At 39.3% G+C, this 16,133-nt stretch carries 20 protein-coding genes; 14 read left to right on the top strand and 6 right to left on the bottom strand.

Features of this window, described 5'->3' with window-relative positions:
* Positions 1–270: 270 nt before the first annotated feature.
* Entirely contained in the window at positions 271–1,014 is a 744-nt protein-coding gene (locus tag E2R51_RS08850; protein WP_133376691.1) for a response regulator transcription factor, read from the bottom strand.
* A complete protein-coding gene (locus E2R51_RS08845) occupies positions 1,007–2,761 on the bottom strand; it encodes a cache domain-containing sensor histidine kinase (RefSeq protein ID WP_133376690.1) in 1,755 nt (584 codons plus the stop codon). Before E2R51_RS08845 ends, E2R51_RS08850 begins: the two co-directional genes overlap by 8 nt.
* A 172-nt stretch (positions 2,762–2,933) precedes the next feature.
* Between E2R51_RS08845 and E2R51_RS08840 the strand changes: the two genes are divergently transcribed.
* From E2R51_RS08840 to E2R51_RS08805, 8 genes are all read left to right on the top strand, one after another.
* Entirely contained in the window at positions 2,934–4,271 is a 1,338-nt protein-coding gene (locus E2R51_RS08840; protein ID WP_133376689.1) for an ABC transporter substrate-binding protein, read from the top strand.
* Between the two features lie 83 nt (positions 4,272–4,354).
* Positions 4,355–5,302, top strand: coding sequence for a carbohydrate ABC transporter permease (locus E2R51_RS08835; RefSeq protein WP_165967178.1), 948 nt, complete (start codon positions 4,355–4,357; stop codon positions 5,300–5,302).
* On the top strand, positions 5,302–6,138 hold the full coding sequence (locus tag E2R51_RS08830) for a carbohydrate ABC transporter permease (protein ID WP_133376687.1): 837 nt from the start codon (positions 5,302–5,304) through the stop codon (positions 6,136–6,138). The genes E2R51_RS08835 and E2R51_RS08830 overlap by 1 nt, the downstream gene beginning before the upstream one ends.
* 132 nt (positions 6,139–6,270) lie before the next feature.
* Positions 6,271–6,642: a cupin domain-containing protein gene (locus E2R51_RS08825; RefSeq protein WP_133376686.1), complete on the top strand. Its 372-nt coding sequence runs from the start codon at positions 6,271–6,273 to the stop codon at positions 6,640–6,642.
* A gap of 42 nt (positions 6,643–6,684) precedes the next feature.
* On the top strand, positions 6,685–7,767 hold the full coding sequence (locus tag E2R51_RS08820; RefSeq protein ID WP_133376685.1) for a Gfo/Idh/MocA family protein: 1,083 nt from the start codon (positions 6,685–6,687) through the stop codon (positions 7,765–7,767).
* A gap of 13 nt (positions 7,768–7,780) precedes the next feature.
* Positions 7,781–8,677, top strand: a complete 897-nt coding sequence (locus E2R51_RS08815) for a sugar phosphate isomerase/epimerase family protein (RefSeq protein WP_165967177.1) — start codon at positions 7,781–7,783, stop codon at positions 8,675–8,677.
* 18 nt (positions 8,678–8,695) lie between these two features.
* Positions 8,696–9,913 (top strand): Tm-1-like ATP-binding domain-containing protein, encoded by a 1,218-nt coding sequence (locus E2R51_RS08810; RefSeq protein ID WP_133376683.1) that lies wholly within the window; start codon positions 8,696–8,698, stop codon positions 9,911–9,913.
* 3 nt (positions 9,914–9,916) lie between these two features.
* Positions 9,917–10,771: a phosphoenolpyruvate hydrolase family protein gene (locus E2R51_RS08805; protein WP_133376682.1), complete on the top strand. Its 855-nt coding sequence runs from the start codon at positions 9,917–9,919 to the stop codon at positions 10,769–10,771.
* A 102-nt stretch (positions 10,772–10,873) separates the two neighbouring features.
* Here E2R51_RS08805 and E2R51_RS08800 read toward each other — a convergent pair whose 3' ends face one another.
* From E2R51_RS08800 to E2R51_RS08790, 3 genes are all read right to left on the bottom strand, one after another.
* A complete protein-coding gene (locus E2R51_RS08800; protein WP_240733021.1) occupies positions 10,874–11,770 on the bottom strand; it encodes an LCP family glycopolymer transferase in 897 nt (298 codons plus the stop codon).
* 117 nt (positions 11,771–11,887) lie between these two features.
* Entirely contained in the window at positions 11,888–12,322 is a 435-nt protein-coding gene (locus E2R51_RS08795; protein ID WP_133376680.1) for a hypothetical protein, read from the bottom strand.
* Positions 12,323–12,351: 29 nt separating this feature from the next.
* Positions 12,352–12,780 (bottom strand): hypothetical protein, encoded by a 429-nt coding sequence (locus E2R51_RS08790; protein WP_133376679.1) that lies wholly within the window; start codon positions 12,778–12,780, stop codon positions 12,352–12,354.
* A gap of 111 nt (positions 12,781–12,891) precedes the next feature.
* Between E2R51_RS08790 and E2R51_RS08785 the strand changes: the two genes are divergently transcribed.
* The 5 genes from E2R51_RS08785 to E2R51_RS08765 all read left to right on the top strand — a co-directional run bounded on the left by E2R51_RS08785 (position 12,892) and on the right by E2R51_RS08765 (position 14,423).
* Positions 12,892–13,182: a hypothetical protein gene (locus E2R51_RS08785; RefSeq protein ID WP_133376678.1), complete on the top strand. Its 291-nt coding sequence runs from the start codon at positions 12,892–12,894 to the stop codon at positions 13,180–13,182.
* An 81-nt stretch (positions 13,183–13,263) separates the two neighbouring features.
* Complete coding sequence (locus tag E2R51_RS08780) at positions 13,264–13,458, top strand: DUF6366 family protein (RefSeq protein WP_133376677.1); 195 nt, start codon at positions 13,264–13,266, stop codon at positions 13,456–13,458.
* A 60-nt stretch (positions 13,459–13,518) separates the two neighbouring features.
* The gene (locus E2R51_RS08775; protein ID WP_133376676.1) at positions 13,519–13,920 is read left to right on the top strand and encodes a hypothetical protein; all 402 of its coding nucleotides are present in this window, start codon (positions 13,519–13,521) and stop codon (positions 13,918–13,920) included.
* 118 nt (positions 13,921–14,038) lie between these two features.
* Complete coding sequence (locus E2R51_RS19970; protein WP_133376675.1) at positions 14,039–14,215, top strand: Fe3+ hydroxamate ABC transporter substrate-binding protein; 177 nt, start codon at positions 14,039–14,041, stop codon at positions 14,213–14,215.
* Between the two features lie 19 nt (positions 14,216–14,234).
* On the top strand, positions 14,235–14,423 hold the full coding sequence (locus E2R51_RS08765; RefSeq protein WP_133376674.1) for a hypothetical protein: 189 nt from the start codon (positions 14,235–14,237) through the stop codon (positions 14,421–14,423).
* 60 nt (positions 14,424–14,483) lie between these two features.
* Here E2R51_RS08765 and E2R51_RS08760 read toward each other — a convergent pair whose 3' ends face one another.
* Positions 14,484–15,050, bottom strand: a complete 567-nt coding sequence (locus tag E2R51_RS08760; protein WP_133376673.1) for an XRE family transcriptional regulator — start codon at positions 15,048–15,050, stop codon at positions 14,484–14,486.
* 111 nt (positions 15,051–15,161) lie between these two features.
* Here E2R51_RS08760 and E2R51_RS08755 point away from each other — a divergent pair, with 111 nt between their 5' ends.
* The gene (locus E2R51_RS08755) at positions 15,162–16,103 is read left to right on the top strand and encodes a DMT family transporter (protein WP_133376672.1); all 942 of its coding nucleotides are present in this window, start codon (positions 15,162–15,164) and stop codon (positions 16,101–16,103) included.
* Positions 16,104–16,133: the final 30 nt, after the last annotated feature.

Genomic DNA, 16,133 nt, shown 5'->3' with positions numbered 1-16,133 from the left:
TTAAATGAAATTGATTGACTGGTGATAAATTGCTATGCTATCAAAGAAGATGAAATATAAGAGTCGATTTATAAAATCACTTATGAAATAAAGGAAAGGTTATTACTTCAGATAAAATTATAGAATTTATGGTTTCAATCGAGTAAAAATAAAAGCCACAAGGATCTGGAAATTCTGATCCTTGTGGCTTTGTATTGTATTCGAGGTGTTTGCTAGGGAAAATAAAATTGGAATAACGGTCTTGACCTCTAAGGTATCCTCGTTTCAAATTCACATTAATTTATTGCGATACTCTTTTGGGGTACAACCGAATGTTTTTTTGAAGATTTTAGTAAAGTGCTTAGAGTCAATATAACCAACCATCTCACTAACCTCGTAATTTTTAAGAATAGGGTTCTTTAATAGTTCACATGATTTTTCCATTCTGACTTTCGTGATATAGGCTGAGAATGATTCACCATTAATTGTTTTAAATAATTGACCAAAGTAATGCTCACTTAAATGCACACGTTCAGCTAGATCTTTTAAGGATAATGGTTTCATGTAATTTTGGTTAATATAGGATTTGCTGCTAATGATCAGACGTTCTTGGTGAGTATTATACGAATCATTCTTCTCAACGATTTCAGTACCGGATTTTTTGGAATTTTCCTGCTGGATTTTCTTTATTGCATTGAATAGTTCATCTGTGTCAATTGGCTTGAGAATGTATTCTTTCGCGTTATAGCGTAATGCCTTTTGAGCATACGAAAAATCCTCATAACCACTCATAATAATAACCTTTGTATTTGGATGGTTTTCATAAATGTATTTTGTTAAAGTAAGTCCGTCCATATGTGGCATTCGAATATCTGTTAATACAATGTCAATGCCTTCATTCTCAAGCCAATAGATTGCTTCTTGACCGTTTTCTGCTGTGCTTACTACATCTACGTTCATTTCCAGCCATTCATCCATTGATCGTAAGCTATCCGATATGAACCAATCATCATCTACAATAAGCAGTTTATGCATTTTTTCCCCCTGCCACTTTCGGAATTATTATTTTTATGTAGGACCCTTTTCCGAGATCGCTGTCTATACTCACCCCATATGATGGACCGTAATGGAGTTTGAGTCTTGTCTGAACATTAAAGATCCCAACTTTTCTTTTGTATTTAGTAAGCTCCTCGGATTTATATTGTAGTTGTTGCTGAATTTTTTCTAGAGAGAGTGGATCTATTCCTATGCCATTATCAGTGACGGAGAAGATGATGGTCTCTTCTTCTTGGTATCCTGTAATGGTAATTTTTCCATAACCTAGTGGATCAAGTCCGTGCACAACAGCATTTTCGACAATTGGTTGCAGAATCCACTTTACAGTCATATGATTTTCAATCTCTGGATCTATGTTTAGTTCATAATCAAGCTGGTTCCTCATCCTGAATCTTTGGATTTCTAAATAGTATTTTGTGTAGGTCATTTCTTGCTTTATTTGAACTTCTTCTTCAAAGGAACTAATACTTAATCGTAATAAACGGCCTAATAGAACGATTAGACGGCTGATCTCTATTTCCTTGTTTTTCCTAGCTAAAGAATTAATCGATTCTAATGTATTATAAATAAAGTGGGGATTGATCTGTAATTGCAGCGCAGTAATTTCAGCTTGCTTTTTTAATTTTTCTTGAAGAGTGACAGAATGAATTAACTGTTTAATTTGGGTGAGCATGTGATTAAATCCATTGGCCAGTTCTCCAATTTCATCTTTAGAATTTGTAATGAATTCTTCTTCGAAGTTTCCTTTTTCTATCTCATACATTTTCCTTCGCATTCGGTGAATTGGACTAGAGATTCGGTGGGACACAAATAATGAGGCAAAAATACATACAAAGACACTAATAATAATAGTCGAGTAGGTAATTAATTTCATATCAAAAACGGGTTTGTATAAATTATTAATAGAAAAATATTCTACTATCCACCAATTCATGTGAGGGATAGATTTTTTGAAAATTAGATATTGTTCTTCATCCTTTGCTGCAATCGTTGATCCTGATTTTTCTTTTTCTACGAGGTCAAATGGGAGTATGGAAGAGTCTGCATGAGGAACCACATATCCTTCTCTTCCATAAATTAAACTGCCTGCGATATAAGCGTCATCAGTGTTTTGGTTAAGAATTTCAGAGATAAGATCACTTTTAAAATCGATAATGATATAGCTTGATGTCCTGAGTTTATTATCCCACGCACTCAACACAAACGAATAAACTGCTTCATCCTTATCATTTCGACTGTAATCCCTTGTATGTGACATGGATATTTGAGGTGTATGAGTGTTTTCCAATGCTTGAAACCAATCCGATTGAATAATGTCAAATGCACTTTTATTGCTGTCAAAAGAATAATCGTAGTAATAGAGATACCCTTTCTCATTAATCATTGTGATTCCTTCAAAATCAGGAAAAATCTTCTCTATACTGATCAACAGGCGATCAAGTTCTAAATACAACTGCTGGTGTACATCAGGATTTGAGTTTTCACTAAACCTGGAAAACAGGTTATTAGAAGTAATTCCATCACTCATTCGATTCAAATCATCGTACATATTTTCTAATGCTGTTAACTTATGGCTGATTATATAATCAGCGTGAGTGTTCAAATTATCTGTCATGCTGGATGAAGCTTTTTGGTAAGTTATCCAACCCACTATACTTAGAGGAATGACAGAAATTAATAACAAACAAAGTAATAATTTGAAAAATAATGAATGGAAAAACCCCATTAAAACCCACCTCGTAAGCGCTTCCAATATTTTTTCGATTACTATAGCACACTATCCACTTTTTGCCCACCTTTCTACTAGATTGACCATCTTGTAAAGAGATTCAAAAGATTTAGAATTATTAGTAAGCAAGTCACATGTGATGAACAAATAGAAAGAGGAGGGTTTGAGAATGTCAGGGAACAAACAATTGTTATCTTTTATTTCGTTGGTGTTACTTTTATCCATTTTTATGGCAGGCTGTCAGTCGCCATCAGCAAGTCCTGGAGCGGGAAACGGGGAAGAGGAGGCAAAGGCAGAAGATGGAGACAGCAGCAATACATTAAGTCTATTAATCCCCAATTATTATAACAGCGTTGAAGAAGAGCAGTGGTCATTGGTAATTGAAAAGTTTAAAGAGCTTCATCCTGATATTGAAGTGCAATTAGAAACGGGAGATGTCCGTGTAGAGTCGGGAAGTTTAACATCTTTGCTTCAATCAGGCGTTAACACACCTGATGTTATCTTAATGAATTCAGGTCCAAGTCGTATCTCCGTATTATCAGAGGCAGAGCTGATTCAGCCGCTAAATGATCTATATGAAGAAAATAGCTGGAAAGAGGCTTTGCGTGAATCTGCTTATCAACTGATTGCAGGTGAAGAAAATATGTATGAAGTGCCTCATATGATGGATGCAATTGCTTATTTTTATAACAAAGATGTTTTTGAAGAGAACGGAGTAAACGTCCCTGCTTCAGAAAAGGAATTTATGAAAGCGCTTCAAAAGTTAAAGGAGAATGATGTTGCTCCCATTACTATTGGTGCCCGTAATGGTTATGCCATTGGCTGGCTATTTGGCATCATGCTTGAGTCAGTAGCTGGGACGGAAAAAATGGAAGAGGTATTATATGGAGATGGAAAATGGAACGATCCGGAAGTCTTGAAAACTGCAGAGATGCTCAAAGAATGGGTGGACAGCGGTTATATTTCAAAAAATGCTGTCACGTTAACAGAAGCTGATTCCAAGTTTGATTTTCTAAATAAGCAGTCAGCGATGTATCCAGGCGGGACCTATCTAATTACAGAGCTTGCTGAACAAGACTTGCAGGATAGTGTTGGATTCTTCATGATGCCATCATTTATAGATAATCAAACAGCAGAACCTACTGGCGGGATTGGGCAATCATGGGTGATCCCTACAAAGGCAGACAATCGGGATACGGCAACTGTTTGGCTCAACTTTATCCTTTCACAAGATTACGTAGAGACGGCATATAGTTCTCCTGATTATAACTTTATTCTTGCCTCAAGCATTTCAACAGAGGTTGAGCCAGCTGGCGATGTATTAAACGATGCCTCACAAGAATTAGAACAAGGATCCAGTTATAACCCCAGTGTTTTCATTGGTGTAGAAACTAAAGAGGCATATTTCCAAAACCTGCAGGGGTTAGTTGGTGGTCTGGTCACTCCTGGAGAAGCGATGAACAACATTGAAGCAGAGGCTGAAAAAGAACGTAGTGAGGGCAATTAATAGGAACCAAAATGAAATAGTAATAGGGTCTGGAGTAGAAAGGAGCAACGATGGCCCTATTCCATCAGGAAGGAAGAATAGATATGTATACCAATGAATCTTCAACAATTATTGGAAATCCTGTACTGGACAAAGAAAGGATAAAAACAAAAAGAAGAAGTAAGGTAAAGAAAACACTTACCGCACTATCTTTCCTGGCACCAGCATTGCTGCTATACATTATTTTTATGCTCTATCCTATGCTTGATGCAGTCCGCTACAGCTTGTTCGATTGGAATGGATCTTCCACTACAATGAATTTTGTTGGACTTGAAAATTATTTACAGCTAGCAAAAGATGACATCTTCCACAAAGCGCTGGGACATAACTTATTGTGGGTCGTACTTAGTTTGGTTTTAATGGTTCTCCCAACATTAATTCTTGCTGTTTTGATTAGTAAAGTAAAGTATGGAAAAACATTTTTCAGAGCTGGATTCTATCTCCCAAGTGTTCTTTCGTTAGCTGTTGTAGGCGTTCTTTGGTCTAAAATCTATGATCCTGCTATGGGGCCGATTAATAAACTATTAAGCTCGATAGGCTTAGGCTTTTTAGCAAAAAATTGGCTTGGTGAGCCGGCTTTTGTAATCCCGGCACTTGTTATTGCGAGTACGTGGGCTTTCTACGGTCTGTATATGATCCTATTTTTAGCAGGCTTACAGAACATTGACTATCAAGTGTATGAAGCTGCCGATCTTGATGGGGCTGGACCGATAAGAAAGTTTTGGCACATTACGGTCCCTAGCCTAAGAAACACGATGAACCTCGTTATCAGTATGGTCATTATTCATGCATTAAAGGGGTTTGCTCTAATCTGGTTAATGACTCAAGGTGGACCATTTTATATGAGTGAGGTCGTTTCTACCTATGTCTATAAAGCAGCTTTCAGTATGAATCAGGTAAGTTATGCTTCAGCTGGAAGCGTTGTGCTCGGCATCATTGTTATTACCTTTACAATCGCCTTTAACTATTACAGGGAAAGGAGTGAGGCATAGTGACGACCCTTACAAAGAAGAAAGGCATTGCTCAAATAAGTATTTGGATCGCACTTTCTCTCCTATTGATCATTATCATTTCGCCTATTTTTTACGCGGTCCTTGCCAGCTTTAAAACGAATATAGAGATCTTCACTTCGCCTTTTTCACTTCCTAAAAACTGGAGCTTTGATAATTTAATCAATGCCTGGCAAATAGGGAATTTTCAAAAATACTTTTTAAATAGCGCCGTTATAACAGTTGGCGGAATGGTGATTGTTGCACTTGTCGCATGTCCTGCCGGATACGCTTTTGCGCAATTAACGTTTAAGGGAAACAATCTACTATTCTACTTAATTCTGCTTGGAATGGCATTACCGGCTCAAGCGATTATCATACCAATCTTTTATCAACTTCGCTCAATGGGGCTGGTGGATACATTAACTGGTGTAATTCTGGTTTCTGCGGGATTAGCACTTCCTTTCTCTATCTTTTTGATGCGTAATACATTCCGGGATGTTCCAAAGGAATTACGAGAATCTGCAACTGTTGACGGAGCAGGGGAATGGAGAACTTTTTGGAGTGTCATGCTCCCATTGGCAAAGCCTGGATTAGTTGCATTACTGATCTTTACATTTATGAACATTTGGAATGATTTCCTGCTTCCTTTAGTTCTGTTGATGTCTAAGGATAAGTTTACCATTTCATTGGGGCTGTATTCATTTCAAGGAGAGATGGCTACAAACTATGCCTTAATTTTTGGGGGAACGGTCATCAGTATGATCCCAAGTATTATTGTGTATTTAATTTTTCAACGATCTTTTGTGGAAGGAATGTCAAGTGGCGCGAATAAATAGAGTCATTATGTTTTCCTCTAAGATCTTTAGAAAGAAATGGGGCAAGACCAGTGTAGCTGTCTTTACAATGGCTTGCTCGTGCGATCGAAATATTTCGTGTAATTAAACTTATTAGAAATGGAGTGTTCAAATATGAAAAAACTAGCGACTGCAACTATTACGGATTTAAATGAAGAGAAACACTTGCTTCCGATGGAGTGGGGGGGAATTCAATGGCTTTGTGGCGAAGAAATTGATCCTGATTGTGAGATGACATTTGGAATGGTCTTTATTAACGCAGGAGATTCTAATCCACGTCACATACATCCAAACTGTGAAGAAATCATTTTCGTCTTATCAGGGGAGTGCGATCACACACTTGGAGATGAAAGTTACCATTTGAAACCTGGAATGATGCTGCGTATTCCTAGAAATATTCCGCACAACGCAACTGTTACCAGTTGGGAGCCTTGTCGAATGATTATTGCGTATTCTGCACCAGATAGAAAAACGATTGGCGAATAATACGTGTAAAGAATAACAAAAACATGTAGTGGGGGAATTAATATGGAATCGATCCAATTTAATTATGAATATACGAACAAACTTAAGGTCGGCTTTATTGGTTGTGGAGCTCATTCATTTAGAAATGTGTACCCTACCTTTGATTATGCTCCGATTGAGTTGGTTGCCGTATGTGATTTAAGTGAAGAGCGTGCTGAAATCTATCGAAAACGCTTTGGTGCAAACCACACATACACGGACTATAAAGAGATGTTGATAAAAGAAAATTTGGACGCTGTCTTTGTCGTTTTAAACTTTGATAAAAATGGACATCCGCTATATCCAAAAATCCTGCCGGATATTATGGAAACAGGTATCCCGGTATGGGTGGAAAAGCCAATTGCCTATACAGCAAAAGAAGCTGAAACACTGCTTGAATTACAATCAAAAACGGGCGTACAGGTCTTGGTCTCGAATAAACGGTACTTCTACCCATCATTTGCAGGTGCAAAAAAAATCATAGAGAAAAAAGAGTTCGGTGAAGCTGTTTCCGTTACAGGACGCTATCCATTAACATTATCACCTTTTAATGAAGAAATTGGTGAACGAACTGGACTGCACTGGTTTCTGGATATCTGTCATCCAATGTCCGGTCTTCATTATTTAATGGGAGATGTAAAAGAGATGTGTTTTATTGAAAATCAGCCAAGTGGAAATGTCCAGACGCTGCTTCAATTTGAATCAGGAGCCATCGGCAGTCTCCACTTGCCGTCTACTCAAGCTGAGACTAGTCCATTTGAGACGTATGAAGTGATTGGAAACAAGGAAAATGTAGTAATTGAAAATGCGATTCGTCTTGCTTATTACAAAGGGAAGAAGGGCAGCGGGGAATATGGAAAAGCTCCTTCATATATTGGTGACAACCCGGAAGATGGTCCAGTCATTTGGGAGCCGGAATTTTCTTTAGGTCAACTGTACAACAAAAATCTCTTCCTGCAGGGGATGGTGCAAAGTGTAAACCATTTTGCTAGTGCAGTATTGAATGACAAAGCAGTAGAAAAAGCCACTCTAAGAGACTCTTGGCATTTAACGAAAATATTCGATGCGTATAAAAACAATAAAGCTGGAAAATGGATTCAATTATAAAAGGAGGGTGACTATGAAATTTAGCGTGGTTACGGATATGTTGGGAAAAGAATCTTTTGAAGAAGCCGTGCAACATGCGAAACAATTAAATTTTGATTATGTGGATCTTCGTGCAATGCTGGATGGAGATACAATTGACACTATTTCCATTGACAAAGCCAAGAAACTGCATCAATTAATTCGAAAATACGACTTAAAGGTATCCACCTTAAGTTCTTGGGCAGTTAATCCTTGTACATTTTCTGGTGAACCAAAGTACAACAACAAAGATGAAAATCATCATCAGAAAATGAGGCAAGTTCTTGATCGTCTTTTAGATTTGGCTGATGCATTTGATGCTACATACATTCGCATTTACCCTCTACACCGGAATGAAGGGTTTGATCAGTTGTCGGAAAATGAAAAGGAACTAGAGTATAAATATAATGCTCAAATCTTAAAAGGACACGCTGAACATGCTCAAAAAAGAGGAAAAGTGCTGCTGGTTGAAAATGAACCGCCAACATTGGCAAATACAGTTGGCGAACTTGCGAAGATCATGGAGTATGCTGATCATCCAAACTTAAAAGTAAACTGGGATATTGTAAACGGCTGGCGTGCAGGAGAATATCCGACTCTACAACAATATGAAAAAATAAAAGGGAATGTACATCAAGTCCATATTAAAGGGGCTTCAAGAGTCATTAATTCTTCCACTAATGACAACCCTCATGGCCTATTTAATAACTTTACGATTGCGGGTCAAGATGATTTTGATCATGAAGAAATTATGAAGGCCCTGTTAGCTGGGGATCCACACGTTATTCTTACCATTGATACTCATTATCCTTCTTTTTATCAGCAGGATAAAATTGGAGAAGTTGAAGTCATTGAGCGGACGAAAGAGTTCTTTGAAAAAACGTTAGCCTGAGTAACGAGGAGGATTCCTATGAAAAAAATAATGATTATCGGATCTTTGGATACAAAAGAAGAAGAATTTTTATATGTAAAAAAAGTAATCGAATCCGCTTCTATTGAGACTATTTTAGTGGATACAGGGATATATGAGTCCTCGGTGCCGGGCGATGTTACTAATCAGGAGGTAGCTGCAGAAGGCGGCTTTTCATTACAAGCTCTTCAGGAAAAGAATGATAGAGGCGAAGCAGTCACGGCAATGGCCACAGGTGCCGGGAAAGTTGTACAGCGCTTTTTAAATGAAGAAAAGCTTGCAGGGATATTTGGAATGGGTGGTACAGCAGGTACGACAATCGCTGCAGAAGCAATGAAAGCTGCACCAGTAGGCATGCCAAAGATGATTGTGTCCACGGTTGCTTCGGGAAATACTAGACCATACGTAGGAGAAAAAGATGTTACCATGATGTACTCTGTGGTGGATATCGCTGGCCTTAACAGCTTATCAGCTTTAATTCTACAAAATGCGGCTAATGCGCTAGTGGGAATGGTCAAAGGAGTAAATTCTAAAAATAAAATGCAAAAGAAAAAGCCAATGATCGGGGCTACCATGTTCGGTGTGACGACCCCTTGTGTCACGAACACCAGAAAAATCCTAGAACAAAAAGGATACGATGTATTAGTATTTCATGCGACTGGTACAGGTGGAGACGCGATGGAATCTTTAATTAATGATGGATTTATTGAAGGCGTAGTGGATATTACCACGACGGAACTAGCCGATCAATTAGTGGGGGGCATTTTCAGTGCAGGGGCACATCGGGTTGAAACAGCGGGTAACAAAGGTGTACCTCAGGTCGTTTCGGTAGGTGCCTTGGACATGGTGAACTTTGGTGCTCCGGAAACTGTACCTGAAAAATTTACTGGTCGTACATTCTATCAGCATAATCCAACTACAACATTGATGAGAACTACAGTAGAAGAAAATGAAAAGTTAGGAGTCATCCTTGCTGAAAAAGTCAACAAATCCACAGGCCCTTCAATCGTTGTTTTTCCGAAAGGCGGGGTGTCATTGCTCGACCGTGATGGACAAGCTTTTGATGGGATCGAGCAGCGAAATGCCCTATATAATGGAATTAAGAAAAACCTGAGAGAAGATATCTTATTTGTGGAAGTGGAGCAAGACATCAATGATCCAACAGTCTCTACTTTGATCGCAGAAAAATTACTATTATTAATGAACAAGGGGGAATAGAAAATGACAGTTTCCAGAGAAGACGTGTTAAAACGTCTTAACGACAATATTTCCAGTGGACGTGTCACAATCGGTGGCGGGGCTGGAACAGGATTATCAGCAAAGAGTGCGGAGATGGGCGGGATTGATTTAATAATTATCTATAATTCAGGTCGCTATCGGATGGCAGGCCGCGGATCACTGGCAGGGTTAATGCCATACGGAGATGCTAATCAAATTGTTGTTGAAATGGGCAATGAAGTACTAACTATTGTAAAAGATACACCGGTTTTAGCTGGGGTATGTGGGACTGATCCATTTCGCGACATGGATTATTTTCTGAAAGACCTTAAAAACATGGGCTTTTCAGGTGTTCAAAATTTCCCAACCGTCGGGTTATGCGATGGTCAATTCCGTCAAAATCTTGAAGAAACCGGAATGGGCTACGATTTAGAAGTTGATATGATCCAAAAAGCTCATAACTTAGGATTAGTAACCTCACCATATGTATTCTCTAAGGAAAACGCAATTAAAATGGCACAAGCTGGAGCAGATATTCTGGTTGCACATATGGGGCTGACAACAAAAGGAGCCATTGGAGCCCATACTGCTATGAGCTTAGATGAGTCTGTAAAACGAGTGCAGGAAATTCACGATGCAGGAAAATCAGTTAATGAAAATATTATTGTCCTTTGCCACGGAGGACCGATTTCTGAACCTGAAGATGCAGAATATATTTTAAGTCGTACAAACGGCGTCTCAGGATTCTTTGGCGCTTCCAGCATTGAACGACTTCCCACAGAAATCGCAATCTCTGAGCAAGTACAAAAATTCAAGAATATTACGACTGAAAAAAGTAAGGCAACTAATAGGCTTTGATGAATTTTTGAAAGTCGACATTAAATTTTAATATCCAAAAGCTCTGCAAAATTAATCATTTCTGCAGAGCTGTTTTATCTTTAGAATTGCTATCCCACCCCCTCAATACAACTCCAACTCACCCCGCAGCACCTTCTGAACAGCCGCAATCGTTTCTTCCGGGATCACATAAAAGTAAATGCCGTTTATGTATTTGTTTGTGCCGGCATCGAGGCTTATTTGTTCGATGTGGTCTGCTGCCTGGCGGTAGTCGTTTTGGATGTCGATCAGCTGGTTGAAGGTCAGGTTGGTTTTGACGTTTTCTCCGAGTGATTGCAGGATGTCGCCTGTGTTAAGGATCGTTGACAGGCTGCTTCCCTGACGAAGGACAGATTGGATAATTTCACGCTGGCGCTCCTGCCTGCCAAAATCACCGTCAGGATCGTCCTGCCGCATGCGAGTGTAGGACAATGCCTGCTTGCCGTTAAGAACAAGGTCGCCCACTGGAAAACGGTAGCCGCCTGACTCAAAAGCCAGGGAATTCGTTACTTTTACCCCGCCTAAGACATCGATCATATCTTCAAAGCCTTCCATGTTTACCTTTATATAATAATCAAGTGGAATATCGAGCATGTGCTCAACGGTCTCCATCGCCATTTTGACGCCGCCATATGCATAAGCATGGTTGATTTTATTTTTGTCGCCCCGCCCCGAAATCTCGGCATAGGTGTCTCTTGGGATGCTGAGCAGGGTTGTTTTTTTCTTGTCTGGATTCACCGTCAGGACAATCATGGTGTCGGATCTGCCGGCATCCCCCTCCCGTTCGTCAATACCAAGCAATAAAACAGAAAATGGATCTTTTTCATCAAAGCTCACCTGGTCGTCGCGCTTAGCTGACACATCGCGGTCTATAGGAGAATGCATGTCCTTGGAAGCTGAATGGAGGGAATGATACACCACAAAGAAACAGCCTGTTCCGGTTACAAGCAAAAAAACTAAACTCACCAAGCCCCATTTCACCCAGCTGCTCCTGATGTCAAAGCTTATTCTCTTCATCTGATTCCCTCGCTTTATGTTCGTTTTACTTCTTATCATATAAACGAACAGGATAAATCAGAATGAAATTTTAAAAAGCAGCTATTTTCGAATATAGTTCCGGCGGGATTTCTTAAGCAGGATAGACATTAGGAAGGTCCCAAGGAAGGGAATAATAGCAAAAGCCATAAAGGCAAGTGATTGAATAATCAGTCGCTGGACAGCTCCAGTTCCAGTTAGTGAAAGATAACTTAATAGATAAGACCACAGGAGGATTAAAAAGAAGGGAGAGGTGAAATACAAGAACAAACGATAAAAAAACGTATACACGGTCCCATATCTCGTACGGCCAAAAAAGAAAGCCAAACTAATCACCAGAGCATTATACACACCCATAATAAGATAATCTGGCCCATCATTGCCCGCCAAATAAAACAGCGAACCGCCAATTATGATGACAAGCAGAGCGGTAGAGGCAGCCTTTTTTCCTTTCCTGTCATCAATAGGAGGTTCGGATTTCCAATTACTATTTCTCAATTAATTCACAGCCTTTCTGTTTACCATTTCTAGTCAGATGCATCCAATTTTATGGACTCCGCTTCATATGAACTGCCATCATCCTTCTTTCTAAAAACCTTCACTGTCACCAGATTATCATTTGTCCATTGAATATCGAAATAATCAACCGTTGTTAAATCAAATGAATCGAATTCTTTATATTTCTCTAAAAGGTTTCCATATTCCCCGTAGTAAATTCTAAATGAATGATAGCTATACGTATACATGATCTCATTGTCTTTTAAGTCTTGAGGGGCAGCACGTTTTTCCATCATTTCCTTCAGTTCAATTATATGAACCTGATTAGGGGACGCTTTAGTAAGGATAGAGAATCCCGGCTCTACTGTGAAGTTATTTTTCTCTTCCCCCATTTCCATGCCATTCGAGCACCCAAACAAGCAAATGAGGATCCCCATTAAAACTAGTATTTTTTTCAAGAAATCAACACCCTTTTTTAATCTGACTAAATCTATTAAACTGTAGTAAGATTGTATAATTATATCAATAAAAGTATAATTTGGTTTTTGATGAAGAAGGGGGGTGCGATAATGAGCGGAAATTATGGCAAATGGTCAGCTATATTAAGTATCGTTTGTGCAGTAACTATTTTTTCTTCCTACGCCCTTGCTCCAGACGAACCCCGTGGCGGGATGGTTGTATTCTTACAAATCTTATTTTTCACTTCGATTATCACGGGGATACTCAGTCTTATCACCAGTTATCTGGCTTTTAAAGCAAATGAGGAGGGGGTTTTAAAGAAAATTGCTCCTATCATCGTTTTGGTTATTTTACTCGTTTTTGCTGTTTCATTCATTGGAATTGTTGTGAGCTTTATGTAGCCTTAGAAGGTTATGAACGCAGGTTGTTAGAATGAAACATTTTCTTATGATTAACGTAATAACAACCAAGGAGATGATTACATGAGTCAAGAACGAGAAAGCCCTGAACGAAGAAGAGAGAAAATGCGGCAGGAAGAATTAAAAAGAAATCCTGGCGGCAGTTTTCAGGGCAGCGGGTTGACTGATCTTGTTGGAAGTCTGGGATGGAAGGGTACTGGAATACTCATTCTTGTTATCATTTTTGCATTTATCATTTACTCTGTGTTTTTTCTTTAAAGGTTTTATGATTTAGACGACGTTTAATTGTGTGACGAAAATTAAGAAAGGAGATTCTTGATGGAACAGTACACAGGATTTTTCTTTACCCTGGCGGTCATTTTTATCATCGTGGTCTTCAATAAATACATATTTTGGTGGGTTAAAAGCATTATTATTGCTTATTATGGGGTGGTTGCCTATTTTTTTATTACCGTTAAAAACCGTATCGATCAAGAATATGAAGGTATTCTTCCTGTTCCTGAGGCGTATTGGGAGGAGAACACAAATTATGTGGGCACAATATCCAATTATCTGTTTTTGCCCTTAATTGGAATCCTCCTCTTTATCTATTACAAATGGGTCGCCAACGCCCGCACCAGGAAAGCTAAAATACTTATCTTGCTTACTATAATTCCCACCGTTATTATTTTTATTTTATTTAGCTTCTTTTTTTCATTTTCGTATGGATATAGACCTTGATTTAATGACCTTACTCCGTGTATGCAAGCCTCTTTTTCCTTCCAGTAAATGAAACTTTTATAAAAATTAATCGTAAGAATACTAAGAGAAACTTTCATTATTTTGAGGTGAAGCAGACGTGTTGTGGGATAAACCGAAATGCACCCGTTGTGGCAAGGAGATTCAGGGAGATGACGTCGTTTTTATAAAAATGCGTTATCCAAAGAAAAAAGGATTTACTGAGATAAAAGCATTTTTAAGAAACGAAGGGAAATTTATTTGTGAGGAATGTTTCCCAATATTGGACAATACATAAAAGTTTGAGGGTGTATATTTTGAAAACGTATATTGTTTTATTTATTGTTGTTGCGTTAATGCATACTATTACGCTGGTAAATGTAACGCTATTTAACGGGGAGTGGAACGGGATTGTCCTGCTTCTTTCAACGATCTTATTTTCCCTTTCTATTTTCTATTTTGGAATAGAATACCGGGCTTCTAAAAGCAGAAGCAGTAAAGCATAGCTGCAAGAAAAAGCTACAGAAGGCGACCAAATTTTGGTGACCATCTGCAGCTTTTTTTCATTACGAATGATCTGTATAAATCATCACAAAATGCAAGACCGCGGGCTGGGAGTGTGTATTGATGTAGCCATGTGGCTGGTCTGCATGAAATTGAATGGAGTCATACTGCTCCAGCTCATATAAGTCATCCTGAACCTTCACCTGTACGTTCCCTTCCATCACCGTGACATATTCAATAACGCCGGGCTGGTGGGCATCTGCCAGGTATTCACTTTGTGGCTTCAGAAAGGCCCTGTGGGTTTCAATTGAGCCGTAGCCTGAGGTGTTGAACATCGGTTCAAGTGTGAGGGCTTCGTTTGCGCTTAACACTTTGTTTCCTTCATTTTTTTTTGAAATCACTACATCTTTTTTTTCAGTTAGCAAGGAAGAAATAGGGATAGCAAGGCCATTCGCAATTTTCCAAATCACTGTTAAAGAAGGGTTTGCCTCGCCTCTTTCAATTTTACCGAGTGTCAGCTTGCTCACATCGGTTATCTCTGCAAGCTCCTGTAAACTGATTCCCCTAATTTTTCGGATTCCTCTAAGCGTGAGCCCTACTTGTTTTGCCAGCTTCTCCGGATCATTCATATAAAAACCTCTCAATCAATTCGCTATTGCAATTCCATAAAAAGTGAAATAGTATATTATACTATACCATAAAATAATTATAATATACATATTGAAAGGGAGTCCTTTGTTATGAGAGAGGTAGGGCTTGGCATATTATCCTCCATGTTTTTTGCTGTTACGTTTATCTCAAATCGCTCAATGGAGTTATCCGGAGGAAGCTGGATGTGGAGCGCATCCCTGCGATTTCTTTTTATGCTGCCTTTTTTACTGGTGATTGTACTGGCGAGAAAAAATGGCAAGCAGGTGTTAAAAGAGCTAACCAAAAATCCGAAGCAATGGGTGCTCTGGAGCTTTGTTGGTTTTGTTCTTTTTTACGCACCGCTCACCTATGCTGCATCGTATGGACCGGGGTGGCTGGTAGCGGGCACATGGCAGTTTACAATTGTTGGTGGGATCTTGGTGGCGCCGCTGTTTTTTGCTAAAGGGACTGTGAGACAGACGATCCCAAAAAAAGCACTCTTTATTTCCTGTATGATCCTGATCGGCGTCATCCTCATTCAGATGCAAAAATCAAATGAGCTGCTGCCATCTCAAATGGTCATCGGCATTCTTCCGGTCATTGTTGCTGCCTTTGCGTATCCATTGGGAAACCGGAAAATGATGGAGCTTTGCGATGGCAGGCTTGATACCTTTCAGCGGGTACTGGGCATGACCATTGCGAGCCTCCCCTTTTGGATTCTCTTAAGCATTATTGCGCTCGCTGACGCTGGAGCCCCCAGTTCAGGCCAAGTGATTCAATCCTTTATCGTTGCGCTGTGTTCAGGCGTGATCGCCACAACCTTATTCTTTATTGCAACCAACCGGGTACGCCACCATCAGGGAAAGCTTGCCACAGTCGAAGCAACCCAATCAACCCAGGTGCTATTTGTCATCGCGGGAGAAGCACTGCTTATGACCGCTCCTTTACCAACTGGAGTGGCTTCAATCGGAATTTTCTTTATTGTGGGCGGGATTATTTTGCATACGGTTAATATGAAGAGGATGAGTGTGGGGAAATTGCAGAGTAATTAGAAATAGTCAATTTTAGCTATATGGAGTGAA

The sequence above is a fragment of the Jeotgalibacillus sp. S-D1 genome, assembly GCF_004358665.1.
Lineage (GTDB): Bacteria > Bacillota > Bacilli > Bacillales > Jeotgalibacillaceae > Jeotgalibacillus.
This window is presented reverse-complemented; position numbering and strand designations above follow the sequence as displayed.